Source organism: Pseudomonas sp. S2_C03 (genome assembly GCF_054668405.1).
The window spans coordinates 3,139,956-3,163,083 of the sequence record NZ_CP162766.1 but is presented as its reverse complement, the minus strand read 5'-3'; the positions used below and the strand labels follow the sequence as shown (position 1 = coordinate 3,163,083).

25 protein-coding genes are annotated in these 23,128 nt (G+C 62.1%); 19 read left to right on the top strand and 6 right to left on the bottom strand.

Features of this window, described 5'->3' with window-relative positions:
* Positions 1-230: 230 nt before the first annotated feature.
* The 18 genes from AB4N64_RS14435 (at position 231) to AB4N64_RS14350 (ending at position 15,845) form a co-directional block, all read left to right on the top strand.
* Entirely contained in the window at positions 231-2,183 is a 1,953-nt protein-coding gene (locus AB4N64_RS14435; RefSeq protein WP_460126544.1) for a YncE family protein, read from the top strand.
* A gap of 13 nt (positions 2,184-2,196) precedes the next feature.
* On the top strand, positions 2,197-2,856 hold the full coding sequence (locus AB4N64_RS14430) for an SCO family protein (protein WP_460126542.1): 660 nt from the start codon (positions 2,197-2,199) through the stop codon (positions 2,854-2,856).
* A complete protein-coding gene (locus AB4N64_RS14425; RefSeq protein WP_460126541.1) occupies positions 2,853-3,473 on the top strand; it encodes an SCO family protein in 621 nt (206 codons plus the stop codon). Before AB4N64_RS14430 ends, AB4N64_RS14425 begins: the two co-directional genes overlap by 4 nt.
* Positions 3,474-3,482: 9 nt before the next feature.
* Complete coding sequence (locus AB4N64_RS14420; protein ID WP_460126539.1) at positions 3,483-5,033, top strand: cytochrome c/ABC transporter substrate-binding protein; 1,551 nt, start codon at positions 3,483-3,485, stop codon at positions 5,031-5,033.
* 15 nt (positions 5,034-5,048) lie between these two features.
* Positions 5,049-6,002: a peptidylprolyl isomerase gene (locus tag AB4N64_RS14415; protein WP_460126537.1), complete on the top strand. Its 954-nt coding sequence runs from the start codon at positions 5,049-5,051 to the stop codon at positions 6,000-6,002.
* A 224-nt stretch (positions 6,003-6,226) separates the two neighbouring features.
* The gene (locus tag AB4N64_RS14410; protein ID WP_460126536.1) at positions 6,227-6,757 is read left to right on the top strand and encodes a response regulator; all 531 of its coding nucleotides are present in this window, start codon (positions 6,227-6,229) and stop codon (positions 6,755-6,757) included.
* Between the two features lie 83 nt (positions 6,758-6,840).
* On the top strand, positions 6,841-8,547 hold the full coding sequence (locus AB4N64_RS14405) for a GspE/PulE family protein (protein WP_460126534.1): 1,707 nt from the start codon (positions 6,841-6,843) through the stop codon (positions 8,545-8,547).
* On the top strand, positions 8,528-9,331 hold the full coding sequence (locus AB4N64_RS14400; RefSeq protein ID WP_460126532.1) for a hypothetical protein: 804 nt from the start codon (positions 8,528-8,530) through the stop codon (positions 9,329-9,331). The genes AB4N64_RS14405 and AB4N64_RS14400 overlap by 20 nt, the downstream gene beginning before the upstream one ends.
* A gap of 1 nt (position 9,332) precedes the next feature.
* Entirely contained in the window at positions 9,333-9,878 is a 546-nt protein-coding gene (locus AB4N64_RS14395) for a PilN domain-containing protein (RefSeq protein ID WP_460126530.1), read from the top strand.
* The gene (locus AB4N64_RS14390; RefSeq protein WP_460126528.1) at positions 9,865-10,413 is read left to right on the top strand and encodes a GspMb/PilO family protein; all 549 of its coding nucleotides are present in this window, start codon (positions 9,865-9,867) and stop codon (positions 10,411-10,413) included. The genes AB4N64_RS14395 and AB4N64_RS14390 overlap by 14 nt, the downstream gene beginning before the upstream one ends.
* Positions 10,413-10,931 (top strand): hypothetical protein, encoded by a 519-nt coding sequence (locus AB4N64_RS14385; RefSeq protein ID WP_460126526.1) that lies wholly within the window; start codon positions 10,413-10,415, stop codon positions 10,929-10,931. Before AB4N64_RS14390 ends, AB4N64_RS14385 begins: the two co-directional genes overlap by 1 nt.
* Positions 10,928-12,772 (top strand): secretin N-terminal domain-containing protein, encoded by a 1,845-nt coding sequence (locus tag AB4N64_RS14380; RefSeq protein ID WP_460126524.1) that lies wholly within the window; start codon positions 10,928-10,930, stop codon positions 12,770-12,772. Before AB4N64_RS14385 ends, AB4N64_RS14380 begins: the two co-directional genes overlap by 4 nt.
* Before the next feature lie 2 nt (positions 12,773-12,774).
* The gene (locus tag AB4N64_RS14375) at positions 12,775-13,248 is read left to right on the top strand and encodes a type II secretion system protein (RefSeq protein ID WP_460126522.1); all 474 of its coding nucleotides are present in this window, start codon (positions 12,775-12,777) and stop codon (positions 13,246-13,248) included.
* 3 nt (positions 13,249-13,251) lie between these two features.
* Positions 13,252-13,626: a type II secretion system protein gene (locus AB4N64_RS14370; RefSeq protein ID WP_460126521.1), complete on the top strand. Its 375-nt coding sequence runs from the start codon at positions 13,252-13,254 to the stop codon at positions 13,624-13,626.
* A complete protein-coding gene (locus AB4N64_RS14365) occupies positions 13,601-14,140 on the top strand; it encodes a type II secretion system protein (RefSeq protein ID WP_460126519.1) in 540 nt (179 codons plus the stop codon). Before AB4N64_RS14370 ends, AB4N64_RS14365 begins: the two co-directional genes overlap by 26 nt.
* Positions 14,137-14,526: a curli production assembly/transport protein CsgE gene (gene csgE / locus AB4N64_RS14360; RefSeq protein WP_460126517.1), complete on the top strand. Its 390-nt coding sequence runs from the start codon at positions 14,137-14,139 to the stop codon at positions 14,524-14,526. The genes AB4N64_RS14365 and csgE overlap by 4 nt, the downstream gene beginning before the upstream one ends.
* Positions 14,523-14,957: a curli assembly protein CsgF gene (locus AB4N64_RS14355; RefSeq protein WP_460126515.1), complete on the top strand. Its 435-nt coding sequence runs from the start codon at positions 14,523-14,525 to the stop codon at positions 14,955-14,957. Before csgE ends, AB4N64_RS14355 begins: the two co-directional genes overlap by 4 nt.
* A gap of 30 nt (positions 14,958-14,987) precedes the next feature.
* Entirely contained in the window at positions 14,988-15,845 is an 858-nt protein-coding gene (locus AB4N64_RS14350) for a CsgG/HfaB family protein (protein ID WP_460126513.1), read from the top strand.
* A gap of 293 nt (positions 15,846-16,138) precedes the next feature.
* Here AB4N64_RS14350 and AB4N64_RS14345 read toward each other — a convergent pair whose 3' ends face one another.
* On the bottom strand, positions 16,139-16,579 hold the full coding sequence (locus AB4N64_RS14345; protein ID WP_368559208.1) for a phage infection protein: 441 nt from the start codon (positions 16,577-16,579) through the stop codon (positions 16,139-16,141).
* Between the two features lie 304 nt (positions 16,580-16,883).
* Positions 16,884-17,246, bottom strand: a complete 363-nt coding sequence (locus tag AB4N64_RS14340) for a hypothetical protein (protein ID WP_460126511.1) — start codon at positions 17,244-17,246, stop codon at positions 16,884-16,886.
* A 553-nt stretch (positions 17,247-17,799) separates the two neighbouring features.
* Here AB4N64_RS14340 and AB4N64_RS14335 point away from each other — a divergent pair.
* Positions 17,800-18,117 (top strand): DUF6124 family protein, encoded by a 318-nt coding sequence (locus tag AB4N64_RS14335; protein ID WP_368554010.1) that lies wholly within the window; start codon positions 17,800-17,802, stop codon positions 18,115-18,117.
* A 185-nt stretch (positions 18,118-18,302) separates the two neighbouring features.
* On the opposite strand, the gene AB4N64_RS14330 is transcribed toward AB4N64_RS14335, so the two are convergent.
* The 4 genes from AB4N64_RS14330 to AB4N64_RS14315 form a co-directional block, all read right to left on the bottom strand.
* Positions 18,303-18,587: a hypothetical protein gene (locus AB4N64_RS14330; protein ID WP_460126509.1), complete on the bottom strand. Its 285-nt coding sequence runs from the start codon at positions 18,585-18,587 to the stop codon at positions 18,303-18,305.
* 287 nt (positions 18,588-18,874) lie between these two features.
* Positions 18,875-20,320, bottom strand: coding sequence for a curlin (locus AB4N64_RS14325; RefSeq protein ID WP_460126507.1), 1,446 nt, complete (start codon positions 20,318-20,320; stop codon positions 18,875-18,877).
* A gap of 28 nt (positions 20,321-20,348) precedes the next feature.
* Complete coding sequence (locus AB4N64_RS14320) at positions 20,349-20,813, bottom strand: curlin (RefSeq protein ID WP_460126506.1); 465 nt, start codon at positions 20,811-20,813, stop codon at positions 20,349-20,351.
* Positions 20,814-20,871: 58 nt separating this feature from the next.
* A complete protein-coding gene (locus tag AB4N64_RS14315) occupies positions 20,872-23,127 on the bottom strand; it encodes an Ig-like domain-containing protein (RefSeq protein ID WP_460126504.1) in 2,256 nt (751 codons plus the stop codon).
* Position 23,128 lies beyond the last annotated feature (1 nt).

Sequence of the window (23,128 nt, the reverse complement as noted above, 5' to 3'; positions counted from 1 at the left end):
AGAAGCGAGCCTGCTCGCGAGGCGGCGTGTCAGGCATTGGAATGTTGAAGGTGCCGGCCTCATCGCGGGCAAGCCCGCTCCTACAGGGGGCGGGGCAGTACCTGTAGGAGCGAGCTTGCTCGCGATGGCGGAGTGTCAGGCACTGAGATGTTGAAGGTGCCGTCCTCATCGCGAGCAAGCTCGCTCCTACAGGGGGTCGGGGTTGGCGGGTTTACCAGGGGAAAACAACAATGAACAAGACCATCTCAATCACCGCAGGCACGCTGGTCATCGGGTTGGCCGTGATCTGGCTGAGCGTCTGGCGCACCACGCCGCCGACCCTGCTCAGCGACGTTGCCTTGCCCAGCACCTGGGGCGACCAGACACTGGAGCGCGACGGCGTATCGGTTTCGCTGCAAATGCGGCCGCTGGCCGAGGACGGTGTGCTGCGCGAAGGGGAGTTCGCCGACGTGCTGTTTCGCATCACCGACAAGGCGTCTGGGCAACCGCTGGCGGGGGTGGCTCCCGGTGCCTGGCTCGATCCCGAGGCGATGGCCGCCGATCAGGCCCAGGGCCGTGACAGGAGTTGCAAGTCACGGGTCGGGGTGTTCCTCAAATCCAACATCGGCGCGCGGCCGGTGCTCGACCTCAACAGCTATTTCCTGCTGGTGATGAATCACGATGCTAGCGTCATGGTGGTAGACCCGTCGGTTTCGGTGGGTGGCATCACCAGCACCATGGCGCGCATCGACATCAAGCAACCGCCGATGGACTGGGTCACGCCAAAGGACAACAAACGGGTGTTCGTGTCGATGCCGGCGGCCAATGAAGTGGCGGTGATCGACAGTGAGCAGTTCAAGGTGCGCGAGTCGATCGCAGCCGGCAGCAACCCGGTGCGCGTGGCCCTGCAACCGGATGAACGCCTGCTGTGGGTCGGCAACAACGCCCCATCCGCCGAGCAGTCAGGGGTGACGGTGATCGACACCCGCAGCCTCAAGACCCTCAAGTACCTGGCCACCGGCGGCGGACACCACGAAATGGCCTTCAGCAAGGACAGCCGCTTCGCCTTCGTCACCAACCGCGACGACGGCACCCTGAGCATTATCGAGATCGCCAGCCTGACCCTGATCAAACAGCTCAAGACCGGCTCACACCCTTTGTCGGTGGTGTATTCGCCGCTGTCTGACGCCGCCTATGTCGCCGATGGCCAGGACGGCACGGTGACCGTGGTGGACGCCCAGACCCAGTCGGTGCGGCGAGTGATCGCGTTGAAACAGGGCCTCGGCCCGATGGGCTTCAGTGCCGATGGCCGCTTTGGCATCGTCCTCAACACCCTGGAGAACCAGGCCTCGGTGATCGACGCCGCCACCGACGCGCTGATCCACGACCTCGACGTTTCCGCCGAGCCCTATCAAGTGGTGTTCACCAAGGCCTATGCCTACGTGCGCGGCCTGGCGTCGTCGAAAGTGACGATGATCAACCTGGCAACGCTGGGCGAAGGGCGCAAGCCCATCACCCAGGGTTTTGAGGCCGGGACCAAACCCCCGCGCCTGGCCGGTGACCTGCCGCTGGCGTCGAGCCTGGCCGTGTCGCGCGATGACAACGCGGTGTTCGTGGTCAACCCGGTGGACAACACCACCTACTTCTACGCCGAAGGCATGAACGCGCCGATGTCCGGTTACCCCAATCGCGGGCAATTGGCGCGGGCGGCGCTGGTGATCGATCGCAGCCTGCGTGAAGTCGAGCCAGGCTTGTACAGCTCAAGGATCAAGCTGCCGCCGGCGGGGCGCTTCGACGTGGCGTTCCTGCTCAACCAGCCCAACATCGTCCATTGCTTCAGCACCGTGATCGAGCCCGACAACAGCACCGCGCAACATACCGGGGTGCCGAAGGTGGAGTTCCTGCTCGATAAATCCACCGCATCCCTGGGCAAGCCGTACACCGTGCGCTTGCGCATTGTGCAGGGCAAACAGAAGACCGTGCGCAGCGGCATCAGCGACGTGCAGGTGCGCTACTTCCTGGCGCCGAGTTCGCGACCACAACTCGTTTCAGCCCGGGACGTCGGCAACGGCGTCTACGAAGCCCCGGTCACTCTGGACCGCCAGGGCGCCTGGTACCTGCATGTCCGCGCGCCGTCCCTTGGCGCCGGTTTTGGTGATCAAACGTTTGCCAGTGTCCGGGTAATGCCCGACGCCGCTCATTGAAGAGGACATCGACATGAATCGATTTACACCGTGTGGACTGCTGACACTTTGTCTGTTGGCCAGTGGCATCGGCCAGGCCATGGCGCACTCGACGGGCGAGCATGCCGGGCACGACATGCCGGCCAAAAGCGCCAGCTCGGAAAGCACCCAGGTCAGGTTCGCCGACGTGGCGCTGGTGGACCAGAACGGCAAGAGCGTGCGGCTGGAGAAGGACCTGGTCAGCAACAAGATCGTGGTCATGAGCTTCATCTACACCAGTTGCTCCACGGTATGCCCGGTGGTCTCCTCGATCATGGGCAAGGTGCAGCAGCAGTTGGGCGGCCGGGTCGGCAAGGAGGTGCAACTGGTGTCGATCAGCATCGACCCGCAGCGCGACGACGCCAAGCGCCTGAACGACTACGCCCGCGCTTTCCAGAAGGGGCCGGGCTGGAGCTGGCTCACCGGCTCGCCGCAGTCGGTCAACGAAACCCTCAAAGGGCTGGGCAGTTTCAGCGGTGACTTCAAGAGCCATCAGCCGTTGATCCTGGTCGGTGACGGCAACAGTCGGCACTGGACACGCTACTACGGCTTTACCGACCCGGCCGTGCTGACCCGCGAAGTGGAAAAAATCAGCGGTCAGCGCAACGCCCATGCCAAACACACCGCCATTGCCAGCACGGAGCAACAGCCATGAGAGTCATCGACTGGATCAGCCTGACGGTGTGTTTCTGGATTTTCAGCGCAATGGCCTTCGCCCACGAAGACCATCAGCCGGCGACACCGACCGTCGCGGTGGCGCCACCGGCCACCGGTACCCGCGATGCCAAAACCTGGTTCACCGACACGCCGTTGCAGGACCAGAACGGCAATACCCTGCGCTTCTACAGCGATGCGCTGCACAACCGCGTGGTGCTGCTCAACGTGATTTTCACCAGTTGCAACGACGCCTGCCCGCTGATCACCCAGAAGCTCAAGGAAGTGCGAGAAGTGCTGGGCGACAAGGCAGACGACATCACCTTCATTTCCCTTACCAGTGATCCGCTGCGGGACACGCCAGCGGTGCTCAAGGCTTACACCTTGAAACAGGGCGTCGATGGGCCCCACTGGTTTTTTCTGACCGGCGACAAGGCGCAAATGGACCTTGTACTGAGCCGAATCGGCCAGATCGTGCCGACACCCGAGCAACACTCCACCCAACTGATCGTGGGGGATGTGGCCAACAAACGCTGGAGCAAGATCCGTCCCGATGCACCGCCCGCCGCCATTGCCCAGCGCTTGCAGTTGCTGACAATGCCCGTGGCCGGTCGCTGAGGGCGCGCCATGAAAACCCCCGTCATCCTCGGCCTGTTGATTTGCTGCGGCCTTGCCCTGAGCGCTCACGCGTTGCCGTTGACCCCCAGCGAAAATGCCGGCAAGCGGTTGTATCGCGAAGGGAAATCGGAGAGTGGCGAGCCGATCATGGCGCGGGTCGGGGCGGCGAACATGGTGCTGCCGGCCACGAGCCTGCCATGTGCCAATTGTCATGGCGCCGATGGTCTGGGTCGGCCCGAGGGCGGCGTGCGACCGCCGGACCTGAGCTGGTCCCGGTTGACCAGCAGCCATGGCCAGCAGCAGGTCAATGGCCGCGATTATCCGGCCTACACCGACCAAACGCTGGCGCGGGCCGTGCAAGAGGGAAGGGACCCCGGCAACAATCGTCTCGACCTGGCGATGCCGCGCTTCGTGCTGTCGATGAGCGATCAGCGCAATCTGACTGCCTACCTCAAGCGCCTCGCCGATGAGCGAGACCCCGGCCTGACCCCTGACAGCCTGCATCTGGGCACCTTGCTGCCGGGGGCCGGCCTGCTGGCGGAGGAGGGCGCGACGGTGGCGGCGGTGCTCAACGGCAGCATCGCGCGGATCAACAAGGCGGGCGGCATACATGGTCGGCAGTTGCGCCTGACGATCCTCGACCCGGGGCCTGACCTGGCCAGTGCGGAGGCTGCGCTGGATCAACTGATTGACCAGGAACAGGTGTTCGCGCTGATTGCACCGCTGGCCCCGGCGCTCGATTCGCAACTCGTTGCACGCCTGGAAAAGGCCGGTATCCCGTTGATTGGCCCGGTGTCGTTGCAGGGCTCGGCGCAAACCAGTCGGCAGATTTTCGAACCCATGCCGGGGCTGCGCGAACAACTCTTCGCCCTGGCTGATTACGCCACCGACAGTTTGCGCGTGCTTCAAGGCCCGACGCTGATCACCTACCCCGACGAGTCCGGCCAGCAGCAGGCGGCGCAAAATCTCGGCCAATACCTGCACCAGCGCGGCTGGCAGAACGTCAGCGTCAACCCCTACGGCCCGACGCAAGACCAACTGCCGCTGGGGTCGCGCTCGGTGTTCTACCTGGGCTGCGGCGAGGACTTCACCCGGTTTGCCGCGCGCCTGGAAACGGCAGGGCAGGTGCCTTACCTCTTCGCTACCTCGAATCAGGTGGCAGGCGACCTGCTGCAAGTGCCCAGCGGTTTTTCCCGCCGCGTGTTCCTGTCCTATCCATTCGTACCCAGCGACTGGACCCAGGCCGGGCGCCTGGCCCTGACCCAGGTGCGCGAACAGCAGGGGCTCGGCGGCCAGCACGCGGTGCTGCAGGTCGGCGCATTCAGTTCGATGCTGCTGTTGAGCGAAGGCATGAAGCAGGCGGGGCGCGATGCCAGCCGCGAAAAACTGATCAACGCACTCGAAGGCCTGCATGACTTCGACACCGGGCTGACCCCGCTGATCAGCTTCGGGCCCGGCCGGCGCCTGGGCTTGAGCGGTGCGCATATCGTCACTGTAGACCTGCCGGACCAGCGTTTTTACCTGGTTGCACCCTATAAGCCTGTGATGGCGACACCCTGAGCGGAGGCCTTGATCATGAAGTCCAGACTGCTGTTGATGGTCCTGACCTGTTGGTTGCCGGCGGTGTTGGCCAGCAATGGGCCCGCAGTGGCCAAGGTCAACGATCAGGAGATTTCGGCGCTGCGTTTCGAGCGTTATTTCGCCGAGTACCTGGAAGACCAGGGCCGGGCATTGGGCAGCATCCGTAATCCCAAGGCCTACAAACAACTGCGCCAGAAAGCGCTGGACGCTTTGATCGACCGCGAGCTGCTGTGGCAGGAGTCGATCAAGCGCGGGGTGGTCATCAGCGATGCCGCCGTGCAGCGCCAGGTTGAGCAGATGCGCGACGCCATGGGCGGAGCCGAGAAGTTCGCCCGCCGCCTGGAGGACGCCGGTTTCGACGAGGCCGGATTTGCCGAGTACACCCGCCATGAACTCGCTGCGCAGCAAACGTTCGCGCAACTGACGCAGGTCGCCCCGCCTGACGAGACAGAGGTTCGTGCGTTCTTTGACGATCACCGCAGCGAAATGAGCCAGCCTGAGACCGTGCAGGCGCGTCACATCCTGATCAAGGTCGCACAGGGTGCCGATGCCACCGCAGTCGAAGCCGCACGACTACGCTTGGTAGAGATGAAGTCGCAAATCAGCCGGGGCGCGGACTTCGCCAGTGTGGCCCGTACCGGCTCCGAAGACGCCAGTGCCGGCGCCGGTGGCGAGCTGGGCTATTTCCCCCGTGGCCGCATGATGCCGACGTTCGAAACGGCCGCTTTTGCGCTCAAGCCTGGGCAAGTGAGTGAGCCGGTTCGCACTCCCCTCGGATGGCATTTGATTTATTTACAGAACCACTTGGAGGCGGCCGATGTCTCAGAATCGCAGGGGCTTGAAATGGTCAGGGCGTACCTTGCCCGACAGCGACAAGTCCAGGTTCGTCAACAGGCGCTTGCGCAGTTGCGCTCCAGCAATCGGATCCAAAGGATTGACGGCGACTGAGGATTGGCCCCCCAATAGTGGGGGAAAAGCTTCGGCGACCATTCGTGCGCTTCCCCGCCTTTGGGGGAAAGGGTGCCTGGACGAAAACATTATTCGAAGCAATTCAACGGGATACGGCGGTGAAATAACCGGCGCTCAGCCTGGCATGAAGTGTGCGTTAGCCCTATCAAGGCGCGCACTCCATCAGGCTCGGAAATCGGACCTGCGGTTTCAAGGAGTCCACCTTGTTAAACAAAGTACTGGTTGTTGAAGACGAACAGCTTCTTGCCCAAAACCTCAAGGATTACCTTCAGGTGCAGGAACTGGACGTTCGGATTGCCCATGACGGTGCGACGGGTATCGGCGAAGCCGAACAGTTTGCCCCCGATGTGGTGGTGTTCGATTACCGCTTGCCTGATATGGAAGGTTTTGAAGCGCTCGAAGCGATCCGCCAGAACAGGAATTGTCATTTTGTGTTGATCACCGGGCACCCGACCGCCGAAGTCTGCGAACGGGCGCACCAACTGGGAGTCAGCCATATCCTGTTCAAGCCGTTTCCGATGGCGGAACTGGCCCGAGCGGTGTGCGACCTTCTGGGCATGCAGCGCGAACCCAACATGGCGGTAAGTACATCCGAAGGTTTTGTCGAACGACGCCAGAGCAGGAAAGAGAGTTTCCCGCTGCAGTTGTACGACGGCAGTTGGGTGCTGGTGGATCGCCGACGAAGTTCGACCTCCAAGGCACCAGACGACGAACAATTGCTCACCGGGGAATAGTGGCGCGACAAGCCGTTCCGGTCACACCGTAATTGCTCGCCGCGTCGACAGGGCTCAAGGGCCCCGGCGTTGGAGAGCAAGCCATGGACCGTCTATCCCTTGCCGTCGAACCGGCGCAGTTGGAATGCCCGCCATCGCGTTTTTCCAGTGAGCAACTGGCCCAGGCCCGGACGCTGTCCGCCAGTTCCGGCGAGCGGATGCTCGAAGCCCTCGGGGTGTTGTGCGAACTGGCACCCATGCCCTTCATCCAGCGCCTGGGCGCGACGCTGCATTACCCGGTGCTCGACACCGACACTCTGTTTTCGGCCACCCCGGTGTTCGACCGGGTCACCCTGGCCCAATGCCTCAAGCGCGAATTCATCCTGCTGCGCCACGATGAAGCGGTCATAGGCGTGTTTGCCGACCCCTTCGACACCGCACGCCTGGCCTGGATCGACGACTGCCTGCACGGCGCGCCGTTGTACCTGGTGCATGCCGACGACCTGAAAGCCTACCTGGCGCGCCACGAAGAGAGCTTCCACGCCGTGGAGTCGCTCAACGCCCAGGCCGATGCCAACACGGAAACCGACACCCTGCAAAGCTTGTCGCTGACCAGCATCAGCGAGGACGCGAGCGTTGTGGTGAAACTGGTCAACTCGACCCTGTACGACGCGCTGAAAATGCACGCCAGTGACATTCACCTGGGCACCACCGGCAGCGGCCTGGTGATCAAGTACCGCATCGACGGTGTGCTCAACAATATCAGCAAGATCCAGGGCAACGAGTTTGCCGAACAGGTGATTTCGCGGGTCAAGGTCATGGCTGAACTGGACATCGGCGAGAAACGCGTGCCCCAGGACGGTCGTTTCAAGATCGGCATCAATGGCCGCCAGATCGACTTCCGGGTGTCAATCATGCCAAGCATCTTCGGCGAGGACGCGGTCCTGCGGGTGCTCGATAAACAGGACCTGGCCGACAAGGTCTGCGGCGTGCAGTTGCAGGCCCTGGGCTTCGAAGAGGAAACCCTGCGCCAACTGCGCCGCCTAGCGGCCGAGCCCTACGGCATGGTGCTGGTGACCGGACCGACCGGGAGCGGCAAGACCACCACGCTGTACGCGATGATCACCGAGATCAACCACGGCGTGGACAAGATCATCACCATCGAAGACCCGGTGGAGTACCAGTTGCCGGGCGTGCTGCAAATCCCGGTCAACGAAAAAAAGGGCCTGACCTTCGCTCGGGGTTTGCGCTCGATCCTGCGCCATGACCCGGACAAGATCATGGTCGGTGAAATCCGTGACCCGGACACCGCGCAGATCGCCGTGCAATCGGCGCTCACCGGGCACCTGGTATTTACCACCATCCACGCCAACAACGTGTTCGACGTGATCGGTCGTTTCACCCAGATGGAAATCGACCCCTACAGCCTGGTGTCCGCGCTCAATGCGGTGCTGGCGCAACGTTTGATTCGACTGGTTTGCAGCAGCTGCAGCAGCCCCTACATCCCCGGCGTTGAAGAGCTGGAAGCCTCCGGCCTCGATGAGCAGCAGGCGGCTCGCTACCACTTCGTGCAGGGCAAGGGTTGCGGGCATTGCCGTGGCACCGGCTATCGCGGACGCAGCGCTATCGCCGAGTTGCTGCACCTGGACGACGAGTTGCGGCAGATGATCGTCGAGCGCCAGCCGATTGCGAAAATCAAGGCCCACGCCTGCAAACGTGGCTTGCGCCTGTTGCGTGAGTCAGCCCTGGAACTGGTGCAACAAGGCCGGACCACTCTCGAGGAGATCAATCGTGTCACTTTTATCTCGTGAGCGTTATGTCGCCGTCATCGGCGCCAGTGGTGTCGGCCTCGGCCAGCGCCGAGGCAGCGAAACCCTGTGGCTGGGCAGCGTCGGGTTCATCGACGAAGGCTTCAAGGCATGGGCCGTGGCGCTGGACACCCTCGACCACTTGCTGGCGGACCACACCCGCGCCGGTGCCGAGTTGAGCGTCGTGGTTTCCGGGCACTTCAGCCGGTTCTGCCTGGTGCCCTGGAGCGAGCAGATCAGCAGCCCAAGCGAATTGCTCGGCTTTGCGCAACTGTGTTTCGAAGACCTCTACGGCGCGCCCAGCCAAGCCTGGAACCTGGTGATCTCGGCGGAACCGGCCGGCCATGACCGCATCGCCAGCGCCTTGCCCGAAGACCTGCTGACTCGGCTGCGCACCCTGGTCCGTGCCCGAAGTCTGCGCCTGCGCTCGGTGCAGCCCTATCTGATGGCGGCGTTCAATCATTTCGACAAAAGCCTGGCCGGTGGCGACTTCTTGTTCGTGGTCGCTGAACCGGTGCGCAGTGTGTTGCTGCTGCATCGCGAGCAGCGCTGGAGCTCGGTGCGCTCGGTGGGCAGCAGCGACAGCGACGCCGCGTTGACCGCACTGATTGCCCGTGAATGCCAGTTGCAGGCGTGCACGAGTGAGCGGCCGCTGAGCGTCTATCTGCATGCCCCGGCCCGCGTCGACGTACAACCGGACTTGCCCGACGTGCAGTTGCGCACCCTCGAAGAAGGCCGGACACCCGTACGCGATTGCCTGTACGTCATGTCCCGGGCGGTGGCCTGAGATGCGCACTCTTAATCTGGATTTTCAACCACGCCGGCGCTCGGGTCCGTTGGGCTGGACCCTGCTGGTGCTGGGCGGCGTGCTGGCGCTGAGCTGCCTGGTGATCTCGCAGCGCCTGGGTGAACAGGTCGAGCAACAGCAAGGCCATCTGCAAACAACCCAGCGCGTGCTGACCGGCGATAACGGAACCAGGGTCAGCCTGACCCCGGCCGAGACCCGAGAACAGGCGCAGAACCTGGCCGAGATGCGCAAGGTTTCGCAGCAGTTGCGCCGGCCCTGGGAAAGCCTGTTCGCCATGCTGGAGACCATGCCGCGCACCGACATCGCCTTGCTGACCCTGACTCCCGACGCGCGCAAGGGCCAGGTGCGGATCAGCGCCGAGGCGAAAGACCTGGAGGCGATGCTGGATTTCCACCGCAACCTTGAAGCCAGTGACGAGCTGTCCGATGTGTCGCTGCTCAGCCACGAAATCGTGGCCAACGTGCCGGAACATCCGGTGCAATTCAACCTGTCGGCTACCTGGGAGATTGGCGATGCGAATCCCTAGACTGATCGTCCACGAATACCTGCACGGTCTGGGCGTTCCGGGCCTGGCCGGGGCGGTGTTGCTGCTATTGGCGCTGGGGTACGGCCTGCTGGGCCTGCTGCCGCACTGGCAGTCGTTGCAACAGCTCAGCGTGCAAACCCAGGAAGCGCGCGAGTATCTGGCCAGGGTCGAGGAGGGGAGTATTGCGGCCCCGGTGGTGCCGCAACGGCAACTCGATGACTTTCGCAGCAAGCTGCCGGCGCAGCCCCAGGCCACTGTCGCCATCGACAGGATCTACGCGCTGGCAGCGCAGGAACGCATCACCCTGGCCCGTGGTGAATATTCCCTGGGCGTCGACCCCAAGACCCATCTGGCGCGCTACCAGATCCTGCTGCCGGTGCGGGGCAGCTACCCGCAACTTCGGCGCTTCCTGCACGCCTTGCTGGGCCAGTTGCCGGCAGTGGTGGTGGAGGACGTGGAGTTCCAGCGCAAGAAAATCGCTGACACCGACCTGACCGGACGGATCCGCCTGACCCTTTATCTGTCGAGGTCATGATGAATACCAAGCGCGCAGCAGGTTGGGCAGGTTTCCTGGGCGTCGCAGCGGCGCTGGCCTGGTTGCCCGGATACTGGATGCCGGCCGAGGAGGGCGATGAAACGCTCGCGGTGACCGCTACGACTGCCAGCGGCAATCCCCGTGTTGCCTCGCCGGACGCCACAGGCAAGCACAAAGCGGCGGTGATCAAGGACTTGAGCCCGGCAGGTGACCTGTTCACCGCCCGCAGCTGGAAGGCCGCACCCACCCTGGCCAGTGTGGTCGAGCAGCCCGTCAACATGACCCCGGTGGTGCAGGCCCCCACTGTACCGCCGATGCCGTTCCAGTTCGTTGGCCGGCTGGATGACCGTTCCGATCTGCAGGTGTTTTTGCAGAGCGGCGAAAAAATATACGTCGTACGCAAAGGGGATGTGATCGACGACACCTGGCGGCTCGAAGGCATTACCGATGCCGAGCTGAACCTGGTCTACCTGCCGATGCATTTGTCCCAGACCTTGTCTGTGGGGAGCGCGCCATGAACACAATCCGTTCGCTGATGAGCCTTGGCCTTTACGTTGCGCTGGCCGCGTGCAGTTCCGCGCAAGTGGCCAACAAGGAAGCTGCCGACTTGATCGACCAAGGGCAGTACGAAGCCGGACTGGCGCGGATCCAGGAAGGGCTGCGGGAAAACCCACGTGACACCGAACTGCACATGGCGCTCAACACCCAGCGAGTCAAGGCCATCAACGCGTTGCTGACCGACGCCGACACCGATCGCGCCCGCCGTGACTTCGCCTCGGCCCGCACCAGCTACAGCCGGGTGTTGACCATTGAGCCGAACAATCGCCGCGCCCAGGACTCCCTGCGCCAGCTCGAATACCTGCGCAGCATGGACGAAAAACTCGAACTGGCCCGTGGCGATCTGCGTCGCGGCGACATTTACGGCGCCGATCGGCAGATCAAACAGATCCTTGAGCTTGACCCGCAAAACGCCGGTGCCCTGGAACTGCAAGGCAACATCCGCCTGGTGCAGAGTCGCAACGTCATCCAGTACCCCCAGTTGCGCACTCGCCTGGATCGGCCGGTGACCCTGGAGTTTCGCGATGCCAATCTGAAAACCATTTTTGAAGTGCTGTCCCAGGTCGCCGGCCTCAATTTCATCTTCGACAAGGACCTGCGTCCGGACATGAAAGCCACGATCTTCGTGCGTGACGTGCGCATCGAGGACGCCGTGGAACTGCTGCTGCAACAGAACCAGTTGCACCAGAAAGTGGTGAACGAAAATACCCTGCTGATCTACCCGGACTCACCGCAGAAGCTCAAGGATTACCAGGAACTGGTGATGCGCACCTTCTACCTGACCAGCATTGACGCCAACACCGCGCTGAACATGGTCAAGACCATGCTCAAGACCCGCGATGTGTTCGTCGACGAACGCCTTAACACCTTGACCATGCGCGACACCGAGGACGCGATCCGCATGGCCGAAAAACTCCTGCAGTCCCAGGATCAGTCCAACCCTGAAGTGGTGCTTGAAGTGGAGGTGATGGAAGTCGCCACTCAACGGATTCTCGACCTCGGCCTGCAATGGCCCAACACCTTTGGCGTAATCAACAGCGACGGCTCGCCGGTGACCTTGCTCGATCAGCTCAAGGGCATCGACTCCAGCCGGATCACCATCAACCCGTCGCCCCAGGCCAAGATCAACGCCCAGGACAACGATATCAACACCCTGGCCAGCCCGACCATCCGCGTGAGCAACCGCGAACAGGCTCGCATCCACATCGGCCAGCGTGTGCCGATCATCAGCGCCACCTCAGTGCCGTCCACCCAGGGACCGGTAATCACTGAAAGCGTGACATACCTGGACGTCGGTCTGAAACTGGAAGTGCAGCCCACTGTGCACCTGAACAACGAAGTGGCGATCAAGATCGCCCTCGAAGTCAGTAACGCCACGCCTCTGGAACCGACCCGCCAGGGCACGATTCCGGTCCAGGTCGACACCCGCAACGCGCAGACCACCCTGCGTCTTCACGACGGCGAAACCCAGATACTGGCCGGCTTGATGCGCAACGACCACGGCGCCACCGGCAACAAGATCCCGGGCCTGGGCGACATCCCGGGGCTGGGCCGGTTGTTCGGCAGCAACAAGGATAACGTCAGCAAATCCGAGCTGGTGCTGTCGATCACTCCACGCGTGGTGCGCAACCTGCCGTATCAGAGCCCATCGGACATGGAGTTTACCACTGGCACTGAAACCAGCATGCACATCCAGGCGCCGGATCGCGGCATGCAGACGACCGTGACCACAGGCCCCGCGGATCGACTCGACCGCCCCGTGGCAGCGACCTCGACCCAAGTCTTTATCGAGAAGCCTTGATCATGAACGCCTCGCAACGCGGTTTTACCCTGGTCGAAGTGGTGGTGACGCTGGCGCTGATCGGCATGCTCGCGAGCATGGCTGCGCCGCTGACCGAGACCGTGGTACGCCGTGGCAAGGAACAGGAGTTACGGTCCGCGCTGTATCAGATCCGCGATGCCATCGACGCCTACAAGCGTGCCTTTGACGCCGGCTATATCGAGAAGTCGCTGAACAGCAGCGGTTATCCACCAAACCTCAAGGTACTGGTGGACGGCGTGCGCGATGTGCGCAGCGCCAAGGGCGCCAAGTTCTACTTCCTGCGCCGTATTCCCCGCGACCCGCTGGCCACGGTCAAACGCGACGATGAAGGTGGCTGGGGTGTGCGCAGCTATGACAGCTCGGCGCAGAACCCCCGCGAAGGCGAAGACATCTTTGATGTGTATTCGAAGGCCCGCGGCAAGGGTCTCAACGGCATTGCGTATCGGGAGTGGTGAATCATGCGTCGGCAGAAGGGTTTTACCTTGCTGGAACTGATGGTGGTCATGGCAATCATCGCCACCCTGATGACCATCGCCATGCCCCGTTATTTCAACAGCCTGGAAACCTCCAAGGAAACCACCTTGCGCCAGAGCCTGGCGGCGATGCGCGAAGCGTTGGATCACTACTACGGCGACACGGGGCGCTATCCCGACTCGCTTGATCAACTGGTGGAGCAGCGTTATCTGCGCAACCCGCCGATGGACCCGATTGCCGAGCGCAAGGACGTCTGGGTGCTGGTCGCTCCGCCGGATGGCGTGCAGGGCGGGGTCGCCGATATCAAAAGCGGTGCCACAGGGAGGGCGCGTGATGGCAGCCTTTATTCCGAGTGGTAAGCCTGCCGGCGAAAGCGGCTTCACGTACCTGGGCGTGTTGTTTCTGGTCATGGTAATGGGGATGGGCCTGGCCAGTGCCGCCGAGTTGTGGTCCACCGCGTCGCGTCGCGACCGCGAGCGCCAGTTGCTGTGGGTCGGCACCCAGTACGCCCAGGCCCTGCGCAGCTACTACCGATCCTCGCCTGGGCTGGCGCAGTACCCAAAAGCCCTTGAGGACCTGTTGCAGGACGAGCGTTTTCCCAACCCCAAGCATCATTTGCGGCAGCTCTACCCGGACCCGGTCACCGGTGGCGAATGGGTCCTGATGCGCGGTTTTGACGGGCGCATCACCGGCCTGACGAGCGCCTCCACGGACAAGCCGTTGAAGCAGGACAATTTCCCCACCCAGTGGTCGGACTTCGCGGGTATGGCGAGCTACAAGGACTGGCAGTTCGTCGCCGAGAAAGCCTTCCTCGACGGCGCAGCAGGCGCCGGCAAGGGCCAGGCCAAATCGCCACAGGGGTTGCAGCCATGAACCGGTTTTGCCTGGCGCTGATCATGATGCTGGCGAGTGCCGCCGCCCCGGCCGGCGAAGAAGACGAAATGATGGGCTTCATCGTCGATGACACGATCTCGCACATCGGCCACGACTTTTACTACTCGTTCAGTGAACGCCTGCGTGCCACCAGCCCGATGGATTTCAACCTGGTGGTGCGCGAACGACCTTCGGCGCGATGGGGCGCCCTGGTCACCGTGGAATTTCAGCAGCGCCTGGTTTACCGGCGGTTCCTGCCGCCGAACACCGTGGAACTCAAGGAAGAGGCGTACGACGCCGCCGACTGGGTACGCGGGCAGATCGTCCAGCGCAAGCTGGAAGCCATGTTGCAGGACACAACGGACCTTGAGAGGGACGAATTATGAAAACAACAAACTTCTCGCAACGTTCAGTGCTTTCACGGGCCGGCCTTTGCCTGCTCGGGCTTGCAGGTTGCAGCCTGGCGCACGCCACGGAACTGGTCTACACGCCCATCAACCCGTCGTTTGGCGGCAACCCATTGAACGGCACGTGGTTGCTCAACAATGCCCAGGCGCAGAACGACTACGACGATCCCGACTTGAAAAAACGCACTTCGGCAGCCGGCACATCGGCATTGGAGCGTTTCTCCAGCCAGTTGCAATCACGTCTGCTCGGGCAACTGCTGGACAACATCTCAGCGGGCAACACCGGAAGCCTGACCACCGACGCTTTCATCGTCAACGTCATCGACGACTCCGGGCAACTGACCATCGAGGTGACGGACAGGGCCACGGGTGAAGTCTCGGAAATCAAGGTGAGTGGCCTGGCCCCTTGATGGGGATGTGCTTGATGGGGAGTGATGGACATGAAAAAAATAATAGTGCTAGGGCTGATATTGGCGGCATTACAAGGGTGCAGTCTGCGTGAGCCGATCGGCGCCGAACAGGACACCGAAACCCCGACGCTCACCCCAAGGGCGTCCACTTACTACGACCTGATCAACATGCCGCGCCCCAAGGGCAGGCTGATGGCGGTGGTGTATGGTTTCCGCGACCAGACCGGACAATACAAACCGACCCCGGCCAGCTCGTTTTCCACCAGCGTGACCCAGGGCGCGGCGAGCATGCTGATGGACGCGTTGCAGGCCAGCGGCTGGTTCGTGGTGCTCGAGCGCGAAGGGCTGCAGAACCTGTTGACCGAGCGCAAGATCATTCGCGCCTCGCAGAAAAAGCCCAACACCCCGGTGAACATCCAGGCGGAACTGCCACCGTTGCAAGCGGCGAACATGATGCTCGAAGGCGGGATCATCGCCTACGACACCAACGTCAAGAGCGGCGGTGAAGGGGCGCGCTACCTGGGCATCGACATCTCCCGCGAATATCGCGTGGACCAGGTCACCGTCAACCTGCGCGCCGTGGACGTGCGCAGCGGCCAGGTGCTGGCGAACGTCATGACCAGCAAGACCATCTACTCGGTCGGCCGCAGTGCCGGAGTGTTCAAGTTCATCGAGTTCAAGAAACTGCTCGAGGCCGAAGTCGGCTATACCACCAACGAACCGGCGCAATTGTGTGTGCTGTCGGCGATTGAAGCGGCGGTGGGGCATTTGCTGGCCCAGGGGATCGAGCGGCATTTGTGGCAGGTGGCGGGGGACAACTCGGTGCAGAATGAAACGCTGGATCGGTACCTGACGCAGAACAAAGTCGTGCCCGAGGAAGAGGAATGAGCCCAATCCCCTGTGGGAGCGGGCTTGCCCGCGATGGCGGCTTTCGACCTAGTACATATCCATTTCTGCGGTAACGGCCGCTTATGGTTCCGCTCTTACCGCGGGTCACTTTGAGTCCCTGTAGGAGCGAGCTTGCTCGCGATGGTAGCCCAGGCACCGCGGGCATCCAGGCAGCCAGCGTCATCGTTAACGACGATCGCGAGCAAGCTCGCTCCTACAGGACCCCCGGCACGTACAAAAAGCCCGGCTGATTAGGCCGGGCTTCTTGTTGGGTGTTGCGCGGGGGCCATGCTTCATACGGCACGGCGTTCGATCAGGCGATCCGAGCCACCTTCGGCTACACGGCGTTCGATGAGACGATCAGAGCCACCTTCGGCTACACGGCGTTCGATCAGACGATCTGAGCCACCTTCGGCTACGCGGCGTTCGATCAGACGGTCAGAGCCACCTTCAGCAACGCGACGTTCGATCAGACGATCCGAACCACCTTCAGCCACACGGCGTTCGATCAGACGATCCGAACCACCTTCAGCCACACGACGCTCGATCAGACGATCCGAACCACCTTCAGCTACGCGGCGTTCGATCAGACGATCCGAACCACCTTCAGCTACGCGGCGTTCGATCAGACGGTCAGAGCCACCTTCAGCAACAACTGGCTGAGCAGAGGTAGCGGCAAAAGCGTTAACTGCGAAAACCGAGAAAGCGATGCTGAGAAGAGTTTGGCGTTTCATGATCGTGTGCTCCAAGGGGTGTAGTTGTTTGGTATGGAGCTGATGTTACGCCGCACAATTTTTATGAGAACTTCATTGAGCTGATGGTAACTATCGACGCCGATAATGCCCGCGCCAACCACATCCCCCTGTAGGAGCGAGCATGCTCGCGATGGAGGCCCAGACACCGTTGGGTGTCAGGCAGCCAGCGTCATCGTTAACGACCATCGCGAGCAAGCTCGCTCCTACAGGACCCCCGGCACGTACAAAAAAGCCCGGCTGATTAGGCCGGGCTTTTTGTTGGGCGTTGCGGTTGAGCCATGCTTCATACGGCACGGCGTTCGATCAGACGATCTGAGCCACCTTCGGCTACGCGGCGTTCGATCAGACGATCTGAGCCACCTTCGGCTACGCGGCGTTCGATCAGACGGTCAGAGCCACCTTCAGCCACACGGCGTTCGATCAGACGGTCAGAGCCACCTTCAGCTACGCGGCGTTCGATCAGACGGTCGGAACCACCTTCAGCCACACGACGCTCGATCAGACGATCCGAACCACCTTCAGCTACGCGGCGTTCGATCAGACGATCCGAACCACCTTCGGCAACCACCGGGTGAGCGGCGGTAGCGGCAAAAGCGTTAACTGCGAAAACCGAGAAAGCGATGCTGAGAAGAGTTTGGCGTTTCATGATCGTGTGCTCCAAGGGGTGTAGTTGTTTGGTATGGAGCTGATGTTACGCCGCACAATTTTTATGAGAACTTCATTGAGCTGATGGTAACTATCGACGCCGATAATGCCCGCGCCAACCACATCCCCCTGTAGGAGCGAGCATGCTCGCGATGGAGGCCCAGACACCGTTGGGTGTCAGGCAGCCAGCGTCATCGTTAACGACCATCGCGACGGTTCGACGCCTCGACAGGCTCGCTCCTACAGAACCTGTTTCCGTAGGAGCTTTCCGCAATGGCCTCACCTTGCTCCTTTGCCTACAACTACGCCAGAATCCGCTGGCTTGTGTGCCTTGTCTCCTGGCTTTACCGTTCCCCTGTCGCTGCCCATTCAGCGAACGGGTTTAGCAGCCTGGACAATTTCAAGGCACGCCAGCACACCTCGTTACGGTGACTGTGCGTGGGGCACTTCGGTGCGCCGGGTTCCTTGATCCCTGGTCTGCTAACCCGCGTACAGTTGCCACCCACTTGTTTAGCAGCAACACGTGGCGACTCCATTGATCAAGGAGCTTCACCATGCCCAAGGTAACGCCAAATCCCCCCGAATCATCCTCACCAAACGAGCCAGTGGACGAGCTGGGTTTCGATCCTGCGCTGCTGAAGTGCGCATCACCCCACACCCCCAGTACCCTGTTTCTCATTGCCCCTGACATCGACACTGAAACTCTGTTGGCCAGCGCCTGCGAATCCCTGGCCTCGGCGAGCATCATGGCCGGCGATCTCTCGGTGTTCGTGGACGGGCCGCAGCGCAGCATGTTGTTGGGCATCCAGCAAATCATCATGCTGGCTGACCTGGCAGTGAATCGCGCGCTGGATAACCTGGATCCCCTGTAGGAGCGAGCTTGTCGAGGCGTCGAACCGTCGCGATGGTCGTTAACGATAACGCTGGGTATCTGGATGCCCGCGGTGCCTGGGCTTGCATCGCGAGCAAGCTCGCTCCTACAGGTCCCCCGACAGGTACAAAAAAGCCCGGCTGTTCAGGCCGGGCTTTTTGTTGGGCGTTGCGGTTGAGCCATGCTTCATACGGCACGGCGTTCGATCAGACGGTCAGAGCCACCTTCAGCCACACGGCGTTCGATCAGACGGTCAGAGCCACCTTCAGCCACACGGCGTTCGATCAGACGATCAGAGCCACCTTCGGCTACGCGACGTTCGATCAGGCGATCCGAACCACCTTCGGCTACACGGCGTTCGATCAAGCGATCCGAACCACCTTCGGCAACCACCGGGTGAGCGGCGGTAGCGGCAAAAGCGTTAACTGCGAAAACCGAGAAAGCGATGCTGAGAAGAGTTTGGCGTTTCATGATGGTGTGCTCCGGGGTGTTATTGGTTGGTATGGAGCTGATGTTACGCCGCAGATTTTTTATGAGAACTTCATTCAAATGATGGTAACTATCGACGCCAATAATGCCCGCACCAACCACCCCCCTGTAGGAGCGAGCTTGCTCGCGATGGTAGCCCAGGCACCGCGGGCATCCAGGCAGCCAGCGTCATCGTTAACGACGATCGCGAGCAAGCTCGCTCCTACAGGGCCCCCAGACGAAAAAAAACCGCGACCCTCACCAGGGTCGCGGTTTTCCTTGCCTCGCGCTCACTGCTGCATCACGGTCGCCCGGTTATCCATCCCCATCTGTTGAACGGTTGCCATCTGCGTCGTACCGCTCTGGTCGACGTTGGCAGTGTTGCCGGTGCCGCCCTGGGTGACGTACGCCACGTTCATGGTATCGGCCTGTTTGACGGTGATCATGTTGTCGTCGCCGCTCTGGCTGGTGTAGGCCTCGTTGCCGGTGCCCGATTGGGTGAAGTTGGTGGTGTTGTTCATGCCGTTGCTGTTGCCCATGGCCAGGTTGGCAGTGCCGCGCTGGTCGGCGACGAGGATGTTGTCGGTGCCGTTCTGCTCGAAGTACAGCTCGTTGAAGCTGTCAGCCTGGACGACTGTGGTCTTGTTGCCAGATCCTCCCTGGAAGGTGGTCATGATATTGCTGACGCCGTCCTGGGTGAGGTTGGCGGTGTTGCCGTTGCCGTTCTGGTTGACGGTGGCGCGCTGGTTGCTGCCGAACTGGCCGCCTTTTTGCGGGCCTTTCCAGTTGCTGGCGTAGACCTTGTTGTCGTTACCCACCGAGGTCGCCGTGAGCGAATGACCGTCGCCGTTCTGATAGGTGAAGTGCACATTGCCCACGCCGGTCTGGTACAGCGCCAGGCTGGAGCCAATGGACTCGAACTGGTCGGCATAGATGGCGTTGAGGTCACCGACCTGGAACACCTGGGCGACGTTGTTTTCCCCAAAGCTCTGGTCGACCACGGTTTCGTTGCTCACGCCCGACTGGTTGACGGTGGCCTGGCTGGCGAGCTGGGTGTCCTGCCAGACTTCGGTGCCGTTGCCGTCACCGAACTGGTTGATGGTCAGAGTGCCGCCTTCGCCGTTGCGCTGGTCGCCGTAGGCGTAGTTGGTGCTGCCCGCCTGGTTGATGTTGATCTGGCCGCCATTGTGGAAGACCTGTTCGGCGGTACCGTAGTTGCCGCTGCCGTACTGGATGATCACCGCGTTGTTGGCGGTGCCGAGCTGGATCTGTTCGATGTTGGCGTCATTGCCGTCACCGAACTGGTAGGTCTGGCCACTGGTGCTTTCCTGACTGTCCTGATAGACGAACGAGAAGTTGCCGGTGCCTTCCTGCTGCTGCAGCACTTCGCCGCCACCGACGCCGATCGACTGGCTGGCATGGGCGGTGTTGAAGGCGCCGGTCTGCTGCTGGGTGATCTTGCTGTTGTCCTCGAACAACTGCTCGGCGTAACCGGCGTTGTAGTCGCCGACCTGGTTCTGCTCGATGGTGCCGGTGGCCGTGTCCTGCACGGCAGCGGCGTCGTTGCCTTGGCCCAGTTGCTGTTGGGTCGCGGAGCTGAACGAGGCCTTGGTCTGCTTGACGTCGGCAACGTTGGCGGTACCGTTCTGGTTCTGGGTGGACTGGCTGTCGTCGGCCATGGCCTGGGCACTGACCATGACCAGGATGGCGGCGGTAAGGGGCGTCAGTTTGAACATGATGAAACCTCCAGGATGATGCAGTGCTTTAGCGGTATTGTTTGACCGAAACGCTCATGCCATTTCCCGACTGGTTCACGGCGCTGGAAAGCCCCGTGCCGGCCTGGTCGATGCTGGCGTCGTTGTTATTGCCGTTTTGGGAAATCTGCGCGCGGTTCTGGCTGCCGGTCTGGGTGATCGAAGCGGCATTGCCATAACCTTGCTGGGTGATCATCGCCATCAGGTCGCTGCCTTGCTGCAGGATGAACGCTTCCTGATTGCTGCCCGACTGGACGATGGTGCCGAGCAACGACTGGCCGTTCTGTTGCACCAACGCCACGTTGGCCTGGCCGTTCTGGTTGATCAGTGCCTGTTGGCCAATGGGCGTCGGTAACTCGCCCAGATCGGCACCGGGGCCCAGATCGTCGTTTTCCATCAAATCGTCGGCGCCGCTCGCGCCTGCGCCGCTGCAAAGCAGAAGCAGGCAGAGCAGGGCGGCGGTTGACGTTTTCATGGTCTTGTCCTTTTGAGTGAAAGGGCCCCATCAGCCGGGTGGCCGATGGGGCGCGGGCTCAGTTGGAGATCACTTGCACGGTGCGCACGGTGCCTTGGGACGAGGTGATGGTGGCGGTCGGGTTGGCCGACGGGACCACTGTTGTCGTGTTGTTCACCGTCAGCCGCCAGCGCCCGGTCACCGGCACCGTGGTGGTGCCCAGTGTTTGCAGCCCGGTCGGGGTAGTGACCTGGATGGTGATGGTGTTGCCGGTGGTCACCGATGAGGTCCCGCTGAGGTCCCAGGTGAAGCGGTTGTTGGAACGTGCGGTCACGGTGGCCGCCGTCACGGCAAAGGTTTCTGCCGCTGGCCGTGGCGAGACTTGCACGGTTACCGTCGCCGGGGCTGTCGACACGGCGCCGAAGCTGTCCCGCGCGAAGTAGGTGAAGGTTGTGGTGAAGGCGGTCGTCACGGTCGCCGGTGGGTTATAGGTCAGGACCGTGCCATTGCTGGTGACGGTGCCTCGGCCTGCTGCCGGTTGAGTGAAACTGGCCACCCCGAGCGGCAGGTTGCCTTCCGGATCGGTGTCGTTGGTCAACACGTTGATCGGCACGGACACACCCAGGGTCGCGATGCTGTCAGCCACGGCCGTTGGCGCCTGGTTCGGTGCCACGGTGATGGTCACGGTCGCGGCCGTGGTGGAAGCCAGGCCTTTGACGTCTTGCGCCTTGTAGGTGAAGGTCGTGGTCAGTGGCGAATTGACCACTGCCGGTGGGGTGTAGACCACCGCAGTGGTGCCGCTCAGCGTCACGGTACCTTGCCCGGTTTCCGGTTGGGTCAGCGCGGTGATGGCCAGCGGCGTGTTGCCGTCCGGGTCGCTGTCGTTGGTCAACAGGTTGAGGGTGATCGGCACGCCGAAGCTGGTGCTGCCGCTGTCCGCGTTGGCGATCGGCGCCTGGTTCTCGCCGCTGTCCGGCGCGGTGCCGACCACCACGACGGGTTCGGTGTCGCTGCCGCCGGCCGAGGATTTGATCGTCACGGTGGCCGGTGGTTGAGTCAGGTCGGCGACGGTGAGTTTCTGCAATAGGCCTTGTTTCGACAAGCGTCCGAAACCTTGGGCAACCATGTCAGGCACGTTCACTTCATCGGTGGACGTGGCTTCAATGACCAGGCTGTGATTGCTCCAGTTGTAGCGTGCGGTCTGGACTTTCACGACGTCAGTGACTTTGCTCGAGACCGCCGTTGGCCGGGTGGTTGCGTCGCCCGGGGTGTTGGCGGTGAGCACCACCACTGGCGGCACGTTGCCGTTGCTGATGAGGTGCTGGGCGAAGTACTGGCCGCGTCCGTCGCCGATCATGTTGACCAGGCAAGGTGATGGAGGCGTGCCGGGAATCAGTGTCACGCTTTCGCGGAAGCACAGGCTCGAACTGTTGGGCGATTTGCCAAAGACTTCCACCTGGGTGCTGCTACTGCCAGGGCCGGTGGACTTGCGTCGATAGGTGGCACGACCGATTTCCACCGGTGTCTGTGTCCGGCTGTCGAGAATTTTGCCGGAGACGGTAAACGCCGAGGTCTCGATGGTGCCCGCCGGCCCTTGGATACGCAGAAAATTGGTGCCGAAGGGGCTGCCGGTGACCGCCTCGGAGATGTTCGGATCGCCGATGAACGTGTCCATGGTGCCGGTGTCCGGGTTGAGCTCGGGGTAAGACCCGCCAACGCCGCGCAGGAAAGGCCCGACTTCACCCGTGAGCGCACCGGAGAAGTTGCCCGGTGCGCCGATGCCGACGTCGCGGGTGACATTGATGACCCGCCGGCCAGGCGTCGGCACATTGATCGTTTCCTTGCCGTAGGGGTGAGTGATCACATAGGTCCCGGCGATGGGAATGTTCACGCGAATGCGAATCCGCGCGAAGCTGGCCTGATCGCCATCGATCGGGTTTTCCGCCGTGAAGGCTGCTTCGACCCCCGCCACGTAGGCGTCCACGCCGTAACCGCCGACATCGGCGATGGTGGTTTCTGCGAGGAACCAGAAAGCCTCCGGTGGCCAGTTGTCCGGGAACACCATGGGCTGAGTGTCGTCGAAAATCCCCGGTTCCGGATTAAGGATGCACATGTAGGCCGGTGCGCCGGGTGCACCTGGGGCCCGGGAGCTCGTCGCTCGTGACTGGCACAATTCCAGCGACAGTTCAGTATTGTCCTGATACCACATGGGGAATTTCCCCGTGGCGAAGGTGTAAGGGCCGGGGTCGACGGCGGCGAGTTGAGCGAACGCAGTGCCGGAGAGCGAGATTGTCAGCCCCAGAGCGTTGAGTGCGAAGCGTGGCCACTTGTTCATG

What these genes read in the sequence shown, in the direction of transcription:
- AB4N64_RS14435 (WP_460126544.1), top strand. Translation starts at nt 231, where the DNA reads ATGAACAAGACCATCTCAATCACCGCAGGCACGCTGGTCATCGGGTTG.
- AB4N64_RS14430 (WP_460126542.1), top strand. Translation starts at nt 2,197, where the DNA reads ATGAATCGATTTACACCGTGTGGACTGCTGACACTTTGTCTGTTGGCC.
- AB4N64_RS14425 (WP_460126541.1), top strand. Translation starts at nt 2,853, where the DNA reads ATGAGAGTCATCGACTGGATCAGCCTGACGGTGTGTTTCTGGATTTTC.
- AB4N64_RS14420 (WP_460126539.1), top strand. Translation starts at nt 3,483, where the DNA reads ATGAAAACCCCCGTCATCCTCGGCCTGTTGATTTGCTGCGGCCTTGCC.
- AB4N64_RS14415 (WP_460126537.1), top strand. Translation starts at nt 5,049, where the DNA reads ATGAAGTCCAGACTGCTGTTGATGGTCCTGACCTGTTGGTTGCCGGCG.
- AB4N64_RS14405 (WP_460126534.1), top strand. Translation starts at nt 6,841, where the DNA reads ATGGACCGTCTATCCCTTGCCGTCGAACCGGCGCAGTTGGAATGCCCG.
- AB4N64_RS14395 (WP_460126530.1), top strand. Translation starts at nt 9,333, where the DNA reads ATGCGCACTCTTAATCTGGATTTTCAACCACGCCGGCGCTCGGGTCCG.
- AB4N64_RS14390 (WP_460126528.1), top strand. Translation starts at nt 9,865, where the DNA reads ATGCGAATCCCTAGACTGATCGTCCACGAATACCTGCACGGTCTGGGC.
- AB4N64_RS14385 (WP_460126526.1), top strand. Translation starts at nt 10,413, where the DNA reads ATGAATACCAAGCGCGCAGCAGGTTGGGCAGGTTTCCTGGGCGTCGCA.
- AB4N64_RS14380 (WP_460126524.1), top strand. Translation starts at nt 10,928, where the DNA reads ATGAACACAATCCGTTCGCTGATGAGCCTTGGCCTTTACGTTGCGCTG.
- AB4N64_RS14375 (WP_460126522.1), top strand. Translation starts at nt 12,775, where the DNA reads ATGAACGCCTCGCAACGCGGTTTTACCCTGGTCGAAGTGGTGGTGACG.
- AB4N64_RS14370 (WP_460126521.1), top strand. Translation starts at nt 13,252, where the DNA reads ATGCGTCGGCAGAAGGGTTTTACCTTGCTGGAACTGATGGTGGTCATG.
- AB4N64_RS14365 (WP_460126519.1), top strand. Translation starts at nt 13,601, where the DNA reads ATGGCAGCCTTTATTCCGAGTGGTAAGCCTGCCGGCGAAAGCGGCTTC.
- csgE (WP_460126517.1), top strand. Translation starts at nt 14,137, where the DNA reads ATGAACCGGTTTTGCCTGGCGCTGATCATGATGCTGGCGAGTGCCGCC.
- AB4N64_RS14355 (WP_460126515.1), top strand. Translation starts at nt 14,523, where the DNA reads ATGAAAACAACAAACTTCTCGCAACGTTCAGTGCTTTCACGGGCCGGC.
- AB4N64_RS14350 (WP_460126513.1), top strand. Translation starts at nt 14,988, where the DNA reads ATGAAAAAAATAATAGTGCTAGGGCTGATATTGGCGGCATTACAAGGG.
- AB4N64_RS14345 (WP_368559208.1), bottom strand. Translation starts at nt 16,579, where the DNA reads ATGAAACGCCAAACTCTTCTCAGCATCGCTTTCTCGGTTTTCGCAGTT.
- AB4N64_RS14340 (WP_460126511.1), bottom strand. Translation starts at nt 17,246, where the DNA reads ATGAAACGCCAAACTCTTCTCAGCATCGCTTTCTCGGTTTTCGCAGTT.
- AB4N64_RS14335 (WP_368554010.1), top strand. Translation starts at nt 17,800, where the DNA reads ATGCCCAAGGTAACGCCAAATCCCCCCGAATCATCCTCACCAAACGAG.
- AB4N64_RS14330 (WP_460126509.1), bottom strand. Translation starts at nt 18,587, where the DNA reads ATGAAACGCCAAACTCTTCTCAGCATCGCTTTCTCGGTTTTCGCAGTT.
- AB4N64_RS14325 (WP_460126507.1), bottom strand. Translation starts at nt 20,320, where the DNA reads ATGTTCAAACTGACGCCCCTTACCGCCGCCATCCTGGTCATGGTCAGT.
- AB4N64_RS14320 (WP_460126506.1), bottom strand. Translation starts at nt 20,813, where the DNA reads ATGAAAACGTCAACCGCCGCCCTGCTCTGCCTGCTTCTGCTTTGCAGC.
- AB4N64_RS14315 (WP_460126504.1), bottom strand. Translation starts at nt 23,127, where the DNA reads ATGAACAAGTGGCCACGCTTCGCACTCAACGCTCTGGGGCTGACAATC.